The 14,460-nt window shown below is 60.0% G+C and carries 13 protein-coding genes; 8 read left to right on the forward strand and 5 right to left on the reverse strand.

Features of this window, described 5'->3' with window-relative positions; all coding sequences use genetic code 11:
- Window positions 1–280 precede the first annotated feature (280 nt).
- Complete coding sequence (locus PJL69_RS00220; RefSeq protein WP_271307876.1) at window positions 281–2,053, reverse strand: SLC13 family permease; 1,773 nt, start codon at window positions 2,051–2,053, stop codon at window positions 281–283.
- A gap of 142 nt (window positions 2,054–2,195) precedes the next feature.
- Between PJL69_RS00220 and PJL69_RS00225 the strand changes: the two genes are divergently transcribed.
- Window positions 2,196–2,936 carry a YebC/PmpR family DNA-binding transcriptional regulator gene (locus PJL69_RS00225; protein WP_271307877.1) on the forward strand — a complete coding sequence of 247 codons (741 nt, stop codon included), beginning with the start codon at window positions 2,196–2,198 and terminating at the stop codon, window positions 2,934–2,936.
- 69 nt (window positions 2,937–3,005) lie between these two features.
- On the opposite strand, the gene PJL69_RS00230 is transcribed toward PJL69_RS00225, so the two are convergent.
- Window positions 3,006–3,560, reverse strand: a complete 555-nt coding sequence (locus PJL69_RS00230) for a superoxide dismutase family protein (protein WP_271307878.1) — start codon at window positions 3,558–3,560, stop codon at window positions 3,006–3,008.
- Between the two features lie 104 nt (window positions 3,561–3,664).
- Window positions 3,665–4,561, reverse strand: coding sequence for a LysR family transcriptional regulator ArgP (locus tag PJL69_RS00235; RefSeq protein ID WP_271307879.1), 897 nt, complete (start codon window positions 4,559–4,561; stop codon window positions 3,665–3,667).
- Window positions 4,562–4,661: 100 nt separating this feature from the next.
- Here PJL69_RS00235 and PJL69_RS00240 point away from each other — a divergent pair, with 100 nt between their 5' ends.
- Entirely contained in the window at window positions 4,662–5,279 is a 618-nt protein-coding gene (locus PJL69_RS00240; RefSeq protein WP_271307880.1) for a LysE/ArgO family amino acid transporter, read from the forward strand.
- A 92-nt stretch (window positions 5,280–5,371) separates the two neighbouring features.
- Window positions 5,372–6,304, forward strand: a complete 933-nt coding sequence (locus PJL69_RS00245; RefSeq protein ID WP_271307881.1) for a pirin family protein — start codon at window positions 5,372–5,374, stop codon at window positions 6,302–6,304.
- Here PJL69_RS00245 and PJL69_RS00250 read toward each other — a convergent pair.
- Window positions 6,288–7,412 (reverse strand): methyl-accepting chemotaxis protein, encoded by a 1,125-nt coding sequence (locus PJL69_RS00250; RefSeq protein WP_271307882.1) that lies wholly within the window; start codon window positions 7,410–7,412, stop codon window positions 6,288–6,290. The two genes, PJL69_RS00245 and PJL69_RS00250, sit on opposite strands and share 17 nt — an antisense overlap.
- A 208-nt stretch (window positions 7,413–7,620) precedes the next feature.
- Here PJL69_RS00250 and PJL69_RS00255 point away from each other — a divergent pair, with 208 nt between their 5' ends.
- Complete coding sequence (locus tag PJL69_RS00255) at window positions 7,621–8,526, forward strand: DMT family transporter (RefSeq protein WP_209097681.1); 906 nt, start codon at window positions 7,621–7,623, stop codon at window positions 8,524–8,526.
- A gap of 100 nt (window positions 8,527–8,626) precedes the next feature.
- Window positions 8,627–10,135: a choline-sulfatase gene (gene betC / locus PJL69_RS00260; RefSeq protein WP_271307883.1), complete on the forward strand. Its 1,509-nt coding sequence runs from the start codon at window positions 8,627–8,629 to the stop codon at window positions 10,133–10,135.
- A 59-nt stretch (window positions 10,136–10,194) separates the two neighbouring features.
- Here the strand turns inward: betC and betI are convergent, their stop codons facing one another.
- The gene (gene betI, locus PJL69_RS00265) at window positions 10,195–10,779 is read right to left on the reverse strand and encodes a choline-binding transcriptional repressor BetI (protein ID WP_209097679.1); all 585 of its coding nucleotides are present in this window, start codon (window positions 10,777–10,779) and stop codon (window positions 10,195–10,197) included.
- A gap of 159 nt (window positions 10,780–10,938) precedes the next feature.
- On the opposite strand from betI, the gene betB reads away from it, so the two are divergent.
- The 3 genes from betB to PJL69_RS00280 all read left to right on the forward strand — a co-directional run bounded on the left by betB (window position 10,939) and on the right by PJL69_RS00280 (window position 14,424).
- Window positions 10,939–12,390, forward strand: coding sequence for a betaine-aldehyde dehydrogenase (gene betB, locus PJL69_RS00270; protein ID WP_271307884.1), 1,452 nt, complete (start codon window positions 10,939–10,941; stop codon window positions 12,388–12,390).
- Between the two features lie 43 nt (window positions 12,391–12,433).
- Window positions 12,434–14,089, forward strand: a complete 1,656-nt coding sequence (gene betA, locus PJL69_RS00275; protein WP_271307885.1) for a choline dehydrogenase — start codon at window positions 12,434–12,436, stop codon at window positions 14,087–14,089.
- Between the two features lie 95 nt (window positions 14,090–14,184).
- Window positions 14,185–14,424, forward strand: coding sequence for a YdcH family protein (locus PJL69_RS00280; RefSeq protein WP_271307886.1), 240 nt, complete (start codon window positions 14,185–14,187; stop codon window positions 14,422–14,424).
- The last annotated feature ends 36 nt before the right edge of the window (window positions 14,425–14,460 follow it).

Raw genomic sequence — 14,460 nt, forward strand, 5'->3', positions numbered from 1 at the left:
GCAACAGCCCTCGTTAACCATGGTTTTCGGGGGCTGTTTTGCGTCGGTATCCCGTCGGTATTGCGTAGGTGCGATTTTGGGGGCGGCGCGAAAGGTGAAGGCAACGTGCGGTGCTGGGCGCAACGGAGGGGCGCGCCTGACCCTGGGTGGGCGGATGTAAGACGAAAGAAACCTGCGGGTGCTTTCTACCTAAAACGCGCGTGGCTTTGTGGCGCGCCGTTGGCAATGCGCCCTCCCGTGGGGAGGGTCGGGCGCGGCCCGGCTTTGCCGGGCGTTTGGGTTACAGCGGCCAGAACACCAGAATGGCGGGGATGGATACGGCGACTACCAAAATCTCCAAGGGCAGACCCATGCGCCAGTAGTCACCAAAGCTATAGCCGCCGGGGCCGAGGATCAGCGTGTTGTTCTTGTGCCCGATGGGGGTGAGGAAGGCTGAGGAGGCCGCCACGGCCACCGCCATCAGGAAAGGATCAGCGGAAACACCCAATGCCTGTGCCATCTGAATGCCGACCGGGGCGGCGACGATGGTGGTGGCGGTGTTGTTGAGCACATCAGACAGCGTCATGGTCACAAGCATCAAGACCGTCAGCACGGCCCAAGCGGGCAGACCGGCGGTGAGGCTGACAAGGCTGTTAGCGATCAGAGCGGTGCCGCCCGAGCTGTCCAACGCGGCCCCAAGCGGGATCATCGAGCCCAACAGCACGACCACAGGCCATTCGACGTGATCATAAAGCTCCGAGATCGGCACGATCTTGGCGATCACATAGGCCACGACGACAAGCCCCAATGCGATGGGCAGGTAGATCAGACCGAATGAGGCGGCGGCGACCGCGCCAACAAAAAGGCCGATGGCGAGCCACATCTTGCTGTTGGCGGTGACCACAAGCCCGCGGTCAGCCAGCGGCAGGCAGCCCAACCAATCAGTAACGTCGGGGCCGCGATCCTTGTGGACGAGGATCAGCAGGATGTCGCCGGGTTGCACCACGGTTTTGCGGATCTGGCTGCGGATGCGGCGGCCTTCGCGGGAGATGCCCATGAGCACCGCCCCCTGTCGCCACGCAAGGCCGAGGGCGGCAGCGGTTTTGCCTGCGATGCGGGCGGTTTCCGGCACCACCACCTCGATGATGTCGAGACCTTCGCCAGCCGCGTTGAGCTGTTCTTCGCGTTTTTCATCGGAGAAATTCAGTGACAGGGCGGCGCGGAATTCATCCAGCGCGTCGGGGCTTGCCTCGAGCACCAATGCGTCGCCTTCGCGCAGCACATTGTTGCGCGCGGTGCCATACATCCGTTTGCCGCCGCGCATGAGACCGAGGATTTGTACATCGGCATCTTCGGCGTTTGGCTCAAACTCGGCCAAGCGTTTGCCGATGAGTTTGCTGTCTGCGGGGATGGTGAGTTCGGCGATGTATTGGCCAAGGTCGGAGACCTTTTTGCCCGCGTCTTCGCGATCGGGGATCAGGCGCCAGCCGATGAGGGCGACAAACAGCAGGCCCGCGATGGCGGTGATACCCCCGACAGGGGCGAAATCAAACATCTTGAAGGGCGCACCAAGAGCATCCTCTCGAATGGACGCAATGATGATGTTGGGCGGCGTGCCGATGAGCGTGGCCATGCCGCCAAGGATGGTGGCAAAGGACAGGGGCATGAGCGATTTTGCGGGGCTGCGGCCCGCCTTGCGCGCGGTTTGGATGTCCACCGGCATCAGCAGGGCAAGGGCTGCGACATTGTTCATGAAGGCTGAGAGCACCGCGCCGATGGCGCCGATGATGGCAATGTGGCTGCCTAACTTGCGGGCGCTGTCAACCAACGTGCGGGTGATGAGAAACACCGCGCCGGAGCGCACGAGCCCTGCTGAAACGATCAGCACAAGCGCCACAATCAGTGTGGCGGGGTGACCGAAGCCTGAAAACGCGTCTTTGGTGGGGATAACGCCAAGCACGACACCCAGCAGCAGAGCGGTGAAGGCCACCAGATCATAGCGAAACCGCCCCCAAAGCAGCATGACAAAAACGCCGCCAAAGAGGGCAAAGAGGATGATCTGATCGGTGGTCATGAAAAGCGCCTGTGGTCAATGTGATGCAGATATCTCAACCGCAGGGAGCTGAGAAACGCAAGCCGCTTGCGGATTTTGGCTGCTCTGACGTATAGAGGCCCCTGATACAGAACATCTGCCATAACAGACCCGGAGGCGAACCATGGCCGGCCATAGTAAATGGGCAAACATTCAGCACCGCAAAGGGCGTCAGGACGCCGCGCGCTCCAAGCTGTTTTCCAAACTTTCCAAAGAGATCACCGTTGCCGCAAAAATGGGCGACCCGGATCCTGAGAAAAACCCACGTCTGCGTCTGGCTGTGAAAGAAGCCAAGAGCCAGTCCGTGCCAAAGGATGTGATCGAACGCGCGATCAAGAAATCCGTTGCTGGTGACGGGGACGATTATGAAGAAATCCGCTATGAGGGCTACGGCCCCAATGGTGTGGCGGTGATCGTTGAGGCGATGACCGACAACCGCAACCGGACCGCCTCTACCGTGCGCTCGACCTTCTCCAAAAATGGCGGCAACCTGGGCGAAACCGGCTCTGTTGGCTTCATGTTTGACCGCAAGGGTGAGGTGACCTACCCGGCCACTGTGGGTGATGCGGATGCAGTGTTTGAAGCGGCCATCGAAGCGGGTGCCGAGGATGTGGAAAGCTCTGAGGATGGTCATATCATCTGGTGTGAAGACACGGATCTGAACGAGGTGTCCAATGCGCTGGAAGCGGCGCTGGGCGAATCTGACAGCACCAAGCTTGTCTGGAAGCCCACCACCACCACCGAGATGGATCTGGAAGGCATGCAGAAGCTGATGAAGCTGATTGATGCGCTGGAAGATGACGATGACGTACAGCGCGTCACCGCAAACTTTGAAGCCTCTGACGAGGTGATGGAGCAGCTGTAAGCGATTGCGCAGCTGATGACTTAAAGAGGCCCGCGGCATGTGCTGCGGGCCTTTTCTGTTTGCGGGAGGTCAGCGTGCAGTGATGACGCCACAGGCGATGCGCCCGCCGGAGCCGCCGATGGGCTGAGTGAAGTGGTCGTCCGGGTTGGCGTGAATGACCAAAGTGGAGCCGTCTTCATCCAGCACTTTGCCCGCGCCCTGATCGAGCATCAGCAGGTTGGTGTAGAGTTCCACCTCGGCGGTGCCATCTGGGCCGACAATAAGGTTGGGCAGATTGCCCGCGTGTGGGCCATCAGCGTGAAAGAAGCCGTGGGGCAGGTCACCGGGCATGATGTGACCATGGGCGCCTTTGAAGGTGTCGAGCGGGGCGCAGTCACCAACCGCATGGAAGTGCATGCCATGTTTGCCCGGCGGCAGGCCCTGCACGGAGAGGGACATCAGAATGCCGCGTGGACCCTGCATGAAGTTGGCGGTGCCGATCTGCGCCCCCGCGTTGTTGATGATCGTGGCTTCGGCAGTGGCAGTGATCTGTGGGGCGTCGCCTGCTGTGGCCATCATGGCGGACGCAAGCATGGCTGCGGTGGCGGTGACGGTTGCGAGCAAGGTGTTTTTGTCTAAGCGCATCATAAGTTCCTTCGCGTTGGTGTCTGCGTGACAGGGTCGGATGAGGTGGGCGGGTTTTGCTGGCCTCATGACAACAACGCGCTGGTTGGCGATTTTATGCAGATCTATTTTTGGGCGGACTTTGCCGAAATGAGCTGCTGGCTGGCGACGCGGCGCACAGCCTGTGTGAGTGGGGCGAGGGCGGAGGCGAGCAGGCGGCTGGATTGCCAGAACAGCGGCGTGTCATAGGTGGTGTCTGCGATCAGGGGGCGGAGCGCGCCGCTGTCTAGGTGCGGGCGGATCAACGGCTCTGGGTTCATGCCCCAGCCAAGGCCAAGCAGGCAGGCTTCGACAAAGCCGGTGGAAGAGGGCAGGCGGTGGCTGGGCGGTGTTGGACTGACGCCGATGTTTTGCGCCATCCAGATGTGTTGCAGGCGGTCCTTTTCATCGAAGATCAGGACGGGCGCGGTGGCAATCGCTTCTGCCGTGACGCCAGACGGAAAATGGCGCGCGATATAGGCAGGGCTGGCGGTGGCGACGTAGCGCATGGCCCCGAGCGGGGTGCTGTCGCAGCCCGCAATCGGGGCCTCATGGGCGGTGACGGCGGCGACCACTTCGCCCCGGCGCAGCCAGTCAGCGGAGAAATCCTGATCATCCACAACAAGATCAAACAGCAGATCGGGCACTTGGGCCGCGGCGGTGAGGAACCATGTGGAGAGGCTGTCGGCGGTCACGGCGATGCGCAGGCGGGCGCTGCGCGGGGAGAGCGCTTTCAGATCGCGGGCCAATGCGCCTTCGAGCAGGCCGACCTGATCGAGATGCGCCGCCAGTCGGCGGCCGGTTTCGGTGCCCCGGCAGGGGCTGCCGCGCAGAACCAGAGGCATGCCCACGCGTTCCTCCAGTGTTTTGAGGCGCTGGGAAATTGCCGATTGGGTGACGCCCAGATCGGCGGCGGCGGCTTCGAAACTGCCGCTGCGCAGGATTGCGGCGAGGGCGGTGAGATGAGCGTAATCCAGTTGCATTAGCAATCCTAATGATAAAGCAGATATTTTAATTTGAGTAATTTTGTCATGCCCCATAGTCAATGCACAAGGTGACGCGAGATATGGAGACGGACGACAGATGGGTGACGCAGGAATCATTGGCCCCGCAGTTGCGGGATTTGCGCTTGGGTTTTCGCTGATCATGGCGATTGGGGCGCAGAATGCCTTTGTGCTGCGGCAGGGGCTGCGCGGGGAATATGTGCTGCCGCTCGTGCTGACCTGTGCGCTGTCGGATGCGATCCTGATCACGCTTGGCGTGGCGGGCTTTGGGGTGCTGATTGCATCGAACCCTTGGGCGCTGGATTTGGTGCGCTATGCGGGAGCAGCCTTTCTGTTTGTCTATGGCGCGATGAATTTTCGCGCGGCGATGACAGGAGGAGAGGCGCTTGACGAGAAGGGGCGCACAGTTGGCAGCCTTGGGGCGGCGGTGACAACCTGCCTGTTGCTGACCTGGGCCAATCCGCATGTGTATCTGGACACGGTGGTGCTGCTTGGAGGGATTTCGGCGCAATACACACCGGCCTGGGCCTTTGGCATCGGGGCTGTAGTCGCGAGTTTTACGTTTTTCTTCATGCTGGGCTTTGGCGCGCGCCTGTTGCGGCCTTTGTTCACCAATCCCCGTGCCTGGCAGGTGCTGGATGTGCTGGTGGGGCTGACCATGTGGGCGATTGCCGCCAAGCTGGTGTTTGGGATGTAAAGGGCTGCACAGAGACTGTGCGCGGGTCGCGGTTTGAAGAGCAGATGTTTGCCGCTAGGTTTGTGGCAGCTGTTGTCTGAGGAGACCCCGCCATGAGTTGGAACCCGGCCCTTGAGCCTTCTTGCCCTGATGCTGCAACGCTGGACAGCATTGAAACCGTCATCATTCCCCGCGCGCGCGATCTGGGTGGATTTTCGGTGCGTCGTGCCCTGCCTGCGCCAAGGCGACAAATGGTGGGGCCCTTTATTTTCTTTGATGAGATGGGGCCGGCGGAGTTTCTGACCGGGCAGGGTATTGATGTGCGTCCGCATCCCCATATCGGTTTGGGTACGGTGACCTACCTCTATCGCGGGGAATTTGAGCACCGCGACAGTCTGGGCACCCATCAGATGATTTACCCCGGAGAGGTGAACTGGATGGTGGCCGGGAATGGCGTGACCCATTCAGAGCGCACCAGTGAGATGACGCGGCAATCGCCGAGTTCCCTGTTTGGCATCCAGACCTGGATTGCCCTGCCTGAGGACCGCGAAGATGATCCGGCGATGTTTGAGCACCACGGTAAGGAGGCGCTGCCGTTTCTGGAAGGCGAAGGCAAAGAGGTGCGGCTGATCCTTGGCGATGCCTGGGGCGCGCGGGCCCCGGTGACGATGCTGTCAGAGACGTTTTATGCCGATGTGGTGCTGCAACCCGGTGCCAAGCTGCCGATGCCGGACAATCACGAGGATCGCGGGCTCTATGTGGTTGAGGGCGCGGTGGAGATCGCGGGGGATGTGTTTGAACCGGGGCAGATGATGGTGTTTCGCCCCGGAGATGCCATCACCGTGACCGCCGGGCCGCAGGGCGCGCGCTTGATGGCGCTGGGCGGGGCGACGATGAACGGGCCGCGCTATATCTCCTGGAATTTTGTCAGCTCCAGCAAAGAGAAGATCGCGGCCGCGAAGGCAGATTGGGCCGCAGGCGATTGGGCGCACGGGCGCTTTCAGCTGCCGCCGGGCGACACCGAGGAGTTTATCCCGCTGCCCTGATCCGATCCGCCGCGTCTTGCGGAATTGCTAGCAGGGTGAGCGCCTCGCCGCAGAGTTCGATGTTTTTCTGCGAGCCCTGCACGGCGGCTTGTGTGTTGTCCTTGATGCTGCGGATTTCGGAGACAATCTCGGAATAGAGCGGCAGTTGGCGGCGTGTTTCATCGCTGTCGGCGGTTATATTGGCGACCAGACCGTCGATGCTGTCCTGAATGGAGCGGGTCATGGAGCGGCAGGTTTCGCCGCGCTCAAGGCTTTGCTCGGCGGCGCGTGCCACTTTGCTGACTGTGGCGGACAGATCGGTCTGCGCCTGTTGCAATTCTTCCATGCGGGCCAGAATGCGGGTGATGTCCGCCTCTGCCATATCGGCAAGTTCGCGCACTTCACCGGCAATGATGGCAAAGCCGCTGCCCTGTGCCCCGGCGCGGGCTGCTTCGATGCCGGAATTCAGCGCCAGGAGGCGGATGCGGTCAGCCAGACCGCGGATGGCCTCTGATGCGTTGCTGACCTCTGCCAGGGAGGTTTCGATCTTTTTAACGGGTGCGGCGACATGGGCGATTTGTTGCGTGGTGTCGCTTGTCAGGTCGAGAAAGCCGTCAACCTGCTGTGTGACCTCATTGACCGAGTGGCCGACTTCTGCGGCTTTCGCAGCGGAGCGGTTTGCGCCGTCACACAGCGTGTCAAAGACAGTGCCGAGGTGTTCGGCCTGAGAGATCAGATTGGCGATGAAGGTCACGCGCTCGCGCGAGCTGCGGTTCACGTTGGTGGCATTGCTGCGAATGGTTTCAACCCGCGCGCTGGCGTCCTGTAGCCCGTCTGGATAGATCGGGCGCTCCTCGATCACGGTGCGGATTTCTGGCTCTGGTGGGCTGTCGGTGACCGGTTCGGCAGCTGGGGTGGGCTTTGGCTGAGCCAGATAGGTGGACAGGCTGCTGACACAGAAGGGGATCACCGCTGTAAGGCAGGCCGCAAAGGGATCAAAAGGCGCGCCGTCAAACAGCGCTGACCATTGGTTGATCAGCGTCAGAAGCGGGCCGACAATAGAGGCTGCAATCAGGCCCCGTTTCAGGGAAAGGCGCACCGCAGGGCGCAGGGGGAAGAGAGACCGCATAAAATAATCACCTGTAATTGCGGGTTTGTTTTAGGCTTTGTCCTCCCAATATTTGGTAAACAATGGGGTGTCTGGCCTGTGGTCGTCGCGCCGAAGGTGTGGGGTTGGGCTGCGCGGCGCAAGGGGACGGCTTGGGTGATGACAGAGTTTTGAAGCTTAACCTGTTTGCTATCTCGACTTTGTGAGCGCGGCGTGTCTATGTGGCCGGATGACAGAGACAAGCGCACACGCGCCACTGAAAGGCGTGTTTTGGATGTTGGTCACAGGGCTGTGCTTTGTGGCAGTGACGGCATTGGTGAAGCTGGTGGGCACGCGGCTGCCGGCCTCAGAAACCGCTTTTCTGCGCTATGCGCTGGGCGTCGTGTTCCTGATCCCGATGATCCGGCCCATTTTGGCGGCCAAGCTGAGCCGCCGACAGATGGGGCTGTTCACGCTGAGAGGGGTTTTGCACACCGGCGCGGTGGTCGCTTGGTTTTTTGCCATGGCGCGGATCCCGGTCGCGGAGGTGACGGCGATGAACTACCTGTCGCCGGTCTATGTGACGCTGGGGGCTGCGCTGTTTCTGGGGGAAAAGCTGGCGTTTCGCCGGATTGGTGCTGTGATTGTGGCACTCATTGGCGTGGCGATCATTCTGCGGCCCGGATTTCGCGAGTTGAGCCCCGGGCATTTTGCCATGCTGTTCACCGCGTTGGGCTTTGCCGGTGGCTATCTGATTGCCAAGAAGCTGAGCGAAGAGGTGAGTCCCACCGTGGTGGTCGGCATGTTGTCTGTCACGGTCACCATCGGGCTTGCGCCGCTGGCGTTGTCGGTCTGGGTGACGCCCACCTTTGAAGAGCTGGTGATCCTGTTTGTCGTGGCGTGTTTTGCCACTGCGGGCCACTACACCATGACGCTGGCGTTTAAGGCGGCGCCGGTGACGGTGACCCAGCCGGTGAGCTTTTTGCAGATGGTCTGGGCGGTGCTGCTGGGGTGGCTGGCCTTTGGCGAGGAACCGGATGTTTGGGTGCTGGTGGGGGCGCTGGTGATCATCGGGGCGATCAGCTTCATCACCTGGCGTGAGGCGGTGATCAAACGGCGTCAGATCACGCCTTTGGTGGGGCAGACCAAGATGTGAGCAGCCGCAGGCTGCGACATGGCGGTGTCGTCTTTGAGATTGCGTTGCCAGATGGGCCGCGCCTAGGGTCACGCAAACAGAGCCGCAGGAGGAGCCGCCCATGTCCCGCCCCAATATTTTGATTTTTATGGTGGACCAGCTCAATGGGACGTTGTTTCCCGATGGGCCTGCGGAGTGGCTGCATGCGCCGAACCTGAAAAAACTGGCGGCGCGCTCCACCCGATTTCAGAACGCCTATACCGCCAGCCCGCTGTGCGCGCCGGGGCGGGCCAGCTTTATGACGGGGCAACTCCCCAGCGACACGCGGGTTTATGACAATGCGGCGGAATTTGCCTCCTCTATCCCCACATACGCGCATCACCTGCGCCGGGCGGGGTATCAGACCTGTCTGTCTGGCAAGATGCATTTTGTTGGCCCCGATCAGTTGCACGGCTTTGAAGAGCGTCTGACCACAGACATCTATCCGCCGGATTTTGGCTGGACGCCGGATTATCGCAAGCCCGGGGAGCGGATTGAGTGGTGGTATCACAATATGGGCAGCGTCACGGGCGCGGGTGTCGCGGAAATTTCCAACCAGATGGAATATGATGACGAAGTGGCCTATCACGCGACGCGTAAGGTCTATGATCTGGCGCGGGGGCATGATGAACGGCCCTGGTGTCTGACGGTCAGTTTCACCCACCCGCATGACCCCTATGTGGCGCGCAAGAAATATTGGGATCTCTATGAGGATTGCGCGCATCTTTTGCCGGAGGTGGGGCCGATCCCTTATGAGGAACAGGATGCGCATTCCAAGCGGATTTTTGATGCCAACGACTGGCGCAGTTTTGACATTACGGAGGAGGATGTGCGCCGCTCCCGTCGGGCCTATTTTGCCAATATCAGCTATCTGGATGACAAGATTGGCGAGGTGATGGAGGCGTTGGAGGCGACCCGTCAGGAGGCCATAATTCTGTTTGTGAGTGACCACGGCGATATGCTGGGCGCGCGCGGGCTTTGGTTCAAGATGAGCTTTTATGAAGGCTCAAGCCGGGTGCCGATGATGGTGGCGGCGCCCAATATGACGCCGGGGCTTGTGACTACGCCGGTGAGCAATATCGACGTCTGCCCGACGCTGTGTGATCTGGCGGGGGTGAGCATGGAGGAGGTCATGCCCTGGACCACGGGGGAGAGCCTTGTGCATCTGGGGCAAGGCGGCACGCGGGACACGCCGGTGGCGATGGAATATGCGGCGGAAGCCTCTTATGCGCCGATGGTGTCACTGCGCTATGGCAAGTGGAAATACAACCGCTGTGCGCTCGACCCCGATCAGTTGTTTGATCTGGAGGCCGATCCGCATGAGCTGACCAATCTGGCCGAGGTTGCCGAACATCAGGGCACGCTGCAGACATTGCGCGCCAAATCGGAGGCGCGCTGGGATCTGGCGGCGTTTGATGCGGCGGTACGGGAAAGTCAGGCGCGGCGCTGGGTGGTTTATGAGGCATTGCGCGAGGGCGGTTATTATCCGTGGGACTATCAACCGCTGCAGAAAGCCTCTGAGCGGTACATGCGCAATCACATGGATCTGAATGTGGTGGAAGAAAACCAGCGGTTCCCGCGCGGGGAATGAGGTTTTGAGCAGAGTGTTTGGGGCTGTGCGGCGGACGCGCGGCCCTTGCTGTTTTATGTTCAAGCGTGGGAGCGCAACATCAGGTTGGTCACTTCACGCGCCTCTTTGCGGGCCTGAGCCGGGTCCAGCGGTGTCTCTGTTTGGGCGGCTTCTAGCCAGACCCCATCCATATAGCATTGCAACGCTTCACGCATGGTTTCCCGTCGTGCATCTGGAACCAGTGCGCGCAATTCAGCACGGAAATGTGCCGTCACGCGGGCGCGGTTGATGCGATGCAGCCGCTGCAAGGCAGGGGCATAGGGGGCGTTGGCCCAAAACTGCATCCACATGGAGCATTGCTCATTGGTGTAAAGCCGGTCAGAGAAGTTCGCGTCAATCACCGCCATGAGCCGATCATGGGGTGTTTTTGCGGTGGCGTAACGTTCCAGCATTGCATCTTTGAGCAGGGAGAGCAGGCGGCGCATCGTGGCCTCCATCAGCTTTTCCTTGGAGCCGAAATAATAGTTGATTGACGCCGCAGATGCCCCCGCTTCGGCAGCGATTTCCGCCATGGTGACAACGGCATAGCCACGTTTGTGCACCGCCGTCATGGTGGCGTTGATCAGCTCTTCGTGTCGAATATCCCGGATGCGTGTTCTGCTCATTGCGCCACTTTAGCGTGCTGGCGCGCAGGTACAATGTTGTTGTTTCGATAAAAAAATGAAATGACCATTTAAAAATGAAAAAACCGATGCTAGGCTCTCCCACAACCGAGATTCCGCGCCATGCCGCAGAGAGTGTGTGCGCCACCAAAGGAGCCAGCCATGCAGCTGCAACCGACCGCGAGCCATTTCATCAACGGGGCCTATGTGGAGGACACCGCAGGGGCGCAGATTGATATTGTCTACCCCGCAACAGGTGAGGTGATTGGCAAGGTGCATGCGGCAACACCGGCGATCATTGATCAGGCGCTGGAGAGCGCGAAAGCGGGGCAGAAGATTTGGGCGGCGATGACTGGGCGCGAACGTGGCCGCATCATGACACGCGCAGCCGCGATGATCATGGAACGCAATCACGAGCTTTCAGTGCTGGAAACCTATGACACCGGCAAGCCCTATCAGGAAACCATCGCGGTGGATGCCACCAGCGGTGCGGATGCGCTGGAATACTTTGGTGGGATGGCCGCAACCCTGACTGGCGAGCACATTCCGCTGGGGGAGGACTGGGTGTACACCGTGCGCGAACCGCTGGGCGTGTGTGTGGGCATTGGGGCTTGGAACTATCCAACGCAGATTGCCTGCTGGAAGGGCGCACCTGCGCTGGCGTGCGGCAATGCGATGGTGTTCAAGCCATCTGAAACCACGCCGATGTGTGCCCTGAAGGTTGCCGAAATCCTGCATGAGGCCGGAGTGCCTGCGGGGGTTTACAATGTCATTCAGGGCATGGGCGAAGTGGGTGGCGCGCTGGCCAATGATCCGCGCGTGGACAAGGTGAGCCTGACCGGCTCTGTGCCCACCGGCAAGAAGGTCTACGCTGCCGCTGCCAGCCATATGAAGCATGTGACCATGGAGCTTGGCGGTAAATCTCCGTTGATCATTTTTGATGATGCGGATGTGGAGAACGCTGTGGGCGGGGCTATTTTGGGCAATTTCTACAGCTCTGGTCAGGTCTGCTCCAACGGGACGCGGGTGTTTGTGCAAAAGGGCATCAAAGAGAAGTTTCTCGCCCGTCTGGCAGAGCGTCTGGGCACGGCGGTGATTGGTGATCCGCTGGATGAAGCGACAAGCTTTGGCCCGATGGTGTCTGAGCGTCAGATGAATATCGTGCTTGGCTACATGCAAAAAGGCCAAGAAGAAGGCGCGCGGCTGGTGTGCGGTGGCAAGCGGATGGACCGCGAGGGCTTCTTCCTTGAACCCACTGTCTTTGCCGATGTCACCGACGATATGACCATCGCGCGCGAAGAGATCTTTGGCCCTGTGATGTCGGTTCTGGATTTTGAGGATGAAGACGAGGTGATTGCGCGCGCCAATGCCACTGAATTTGGCCTGTCAGCCGGGGTGTTCACCTCTGATCTGTCCCGTGGTCACCGCGTGATTGGCAAGCTGGAGGCGGGCAGCTGTTTCATCAACTCCTACAATGACGCCCCTGTGGAAGCGCCGTTTGGCGGGGTGAAAAACAGCGGCGTTGGCCGGGAGAACAGCAAAGAAGCGATCAATCACTACAGCCAGGTGAAATCGGTTTACGTGCGCATGGGCGACGTGGAAGCGCCTTACTAACTGCGGCCCTTGCTGGCGCGACCTCTGTCGGAGAAGAATGACTATGCAGGCAGATTATGTGATTGTTGGGGCCGGCTCTGCGGGCTGCGCCATGGCCTATCGTCTGAGTGAAGCCGGGAAATCAGTGTTGGTGATTGAGCATGGCGGGACAGATGCTGGCCCGTTCATTCAGATGCCTGCGGCGCTGAGCTATCCGATGAACATGAGCCTTTATGACTGGGGGTATAAATCCCAGCCAGAGCCGCACCTCGGAGGGCGCGAACTGGTGTGTCCGCGGGGCAAGGTGATTGGGGGCTCCAGCTCCATCAATGGTATGGTCTATGTGCGTGGGCATGCGGGCGACTATGACCATTGGGCCGAAAGTGGCGCGGATGGGTGGTCTTATGCAGATGTGCTGCCCTACTTCAAACGCATGGAGACCTGGCATGAGAGTGGGCAGGGCGGGGACCCGGATTGGCGTGGGGTCAATGGGCCGCTGCACATCAGCCGCGGGCCACGCAACAACCCGCTGCATGCGGCCTTTGTAGAGGCGGGGCGTCAGGCGGGGTATCCGGTGACGGATGACTATAACGGTCAACAGCAAGAGGGCTTTGGCCCGATGGATATGACTGTTTACAAAGGCCAGCGTTGGTCGGCGGCAAATGCTTACCTTAAGCCTGCGCTGAAACGGGAAAACTGTGATCTGGTGCGTGGGCTTGCGCGCAAAGTTGTGATGGAACATGGCCGCGCCGTGGGCGTGGAGATTGAGCGCGGCGGCAAGGTTGAGGTGATCCGCGCCAATATCGAGGTGATCCTTGCGGCCAGTTCGCTCAATTCGCCAAAGCTGTTGATGCTTTCTGGCATTGGCCCGGCGGCGCATCTGGCAGAGCATGGCATCGAGGTGATCGCAGATCGCGCCGGTGTGGGGCAGAACCTGCAGGACCACCTTGAGGTTTATTTGCAGATGGCCTGTAAACAGCCGATTACGCTGTTTAAGTACTGGAACTTGATTGGCAAGGGGTTGATCGGGGCGCAGTGGCTGTTCACCAAGAAGGGCCTTGGGGCGTCCAACCAATTTGAAACGGCCGGGTTTATTCGGTCGCGTGCGGGTATTTCCTATCCGGATATCCAGTATCATTTCTTGCCGATTGCGGTGCGTTATGATGGGCAGGCGGCGGCAGAAGGACATGGCTTTCAGGCGCATGTTGGGCCGATGCGTTCGCCATCGCGGGGGCATGTCACATTGTCCTCAGCGGATCCAAAGGATGCGCCGAACATCTTCTTCAACTACATGTCGACCGAGCAGGATTGGGAAGATTTCCGCGCCTGTATCCGCCTGACACGTGAGATCTTTGCCCAGGAGGCGATGCAGCCTTACGTGAAGCATGAGATCCAGCCCGGGGCAGCGTTGCAGAGCGATGATGAGATCGACAGCTTCATTCGTGAGCATGCGGAAAGCGCTTATCATCCTTGTGGCACATGCAAAATGGGCGCGGCCAATGACCCGATGGCCGTGGTGGACAGCGAGTGCCGCGTGATCGGCGTCGATGGGTTGCGGGTCGCGGACAGCTCCATCTTCCCGCGCATCACCAACGGCAACCTGAATGGGCCATCCATCATGACCGGAGAGAAGGCCTCTGATCACATTCTGGGGCGCCGGTTGGCTGCCTCGAATGCAGAGCCATGGTTCCACCCAGGGTGGCAAGAAGCGCAGCGCTAAAGCTTCATTTGTTTTGCGGATTTGATCGGGGTCAAAGTTGGCCCCGATTCTGGTTGTTAGAGTCATGTTGAACTTCGAAAAAAGGAGCGAACAGCATGTCTAATACCCCACACGAGCTGGCCGAAGAGTTTCCAGAATTTGCCGAGAAAATGAGTGCTTTGAAGGTCAGCGACTCTCATTTTGCCAAGCTGGCGGCGGAGTACCACGAAATCAACCGTAAGGTGCACGTTGCAGAAACCAACGTGGCCCCGCGCGAAGAGTTGGCAGAAGTGGATCTGCGCAAGCGCCGTGGCGCTCTGAAAGATGAGATCTACGCCTATCTGAAAGCGAACTGAGTCTTTTGGACCAAGTCAATTGCGCTCCGCCGGAGG

Source organism: Shimia sp. MMG029, from assembly GCF_027947445.1.
Classification (GTDB): Bacteria; Pseudomonadota; Alphaproteobacteria; order Rhodobacterales; family Rhodobacteraceae; genus Shimia.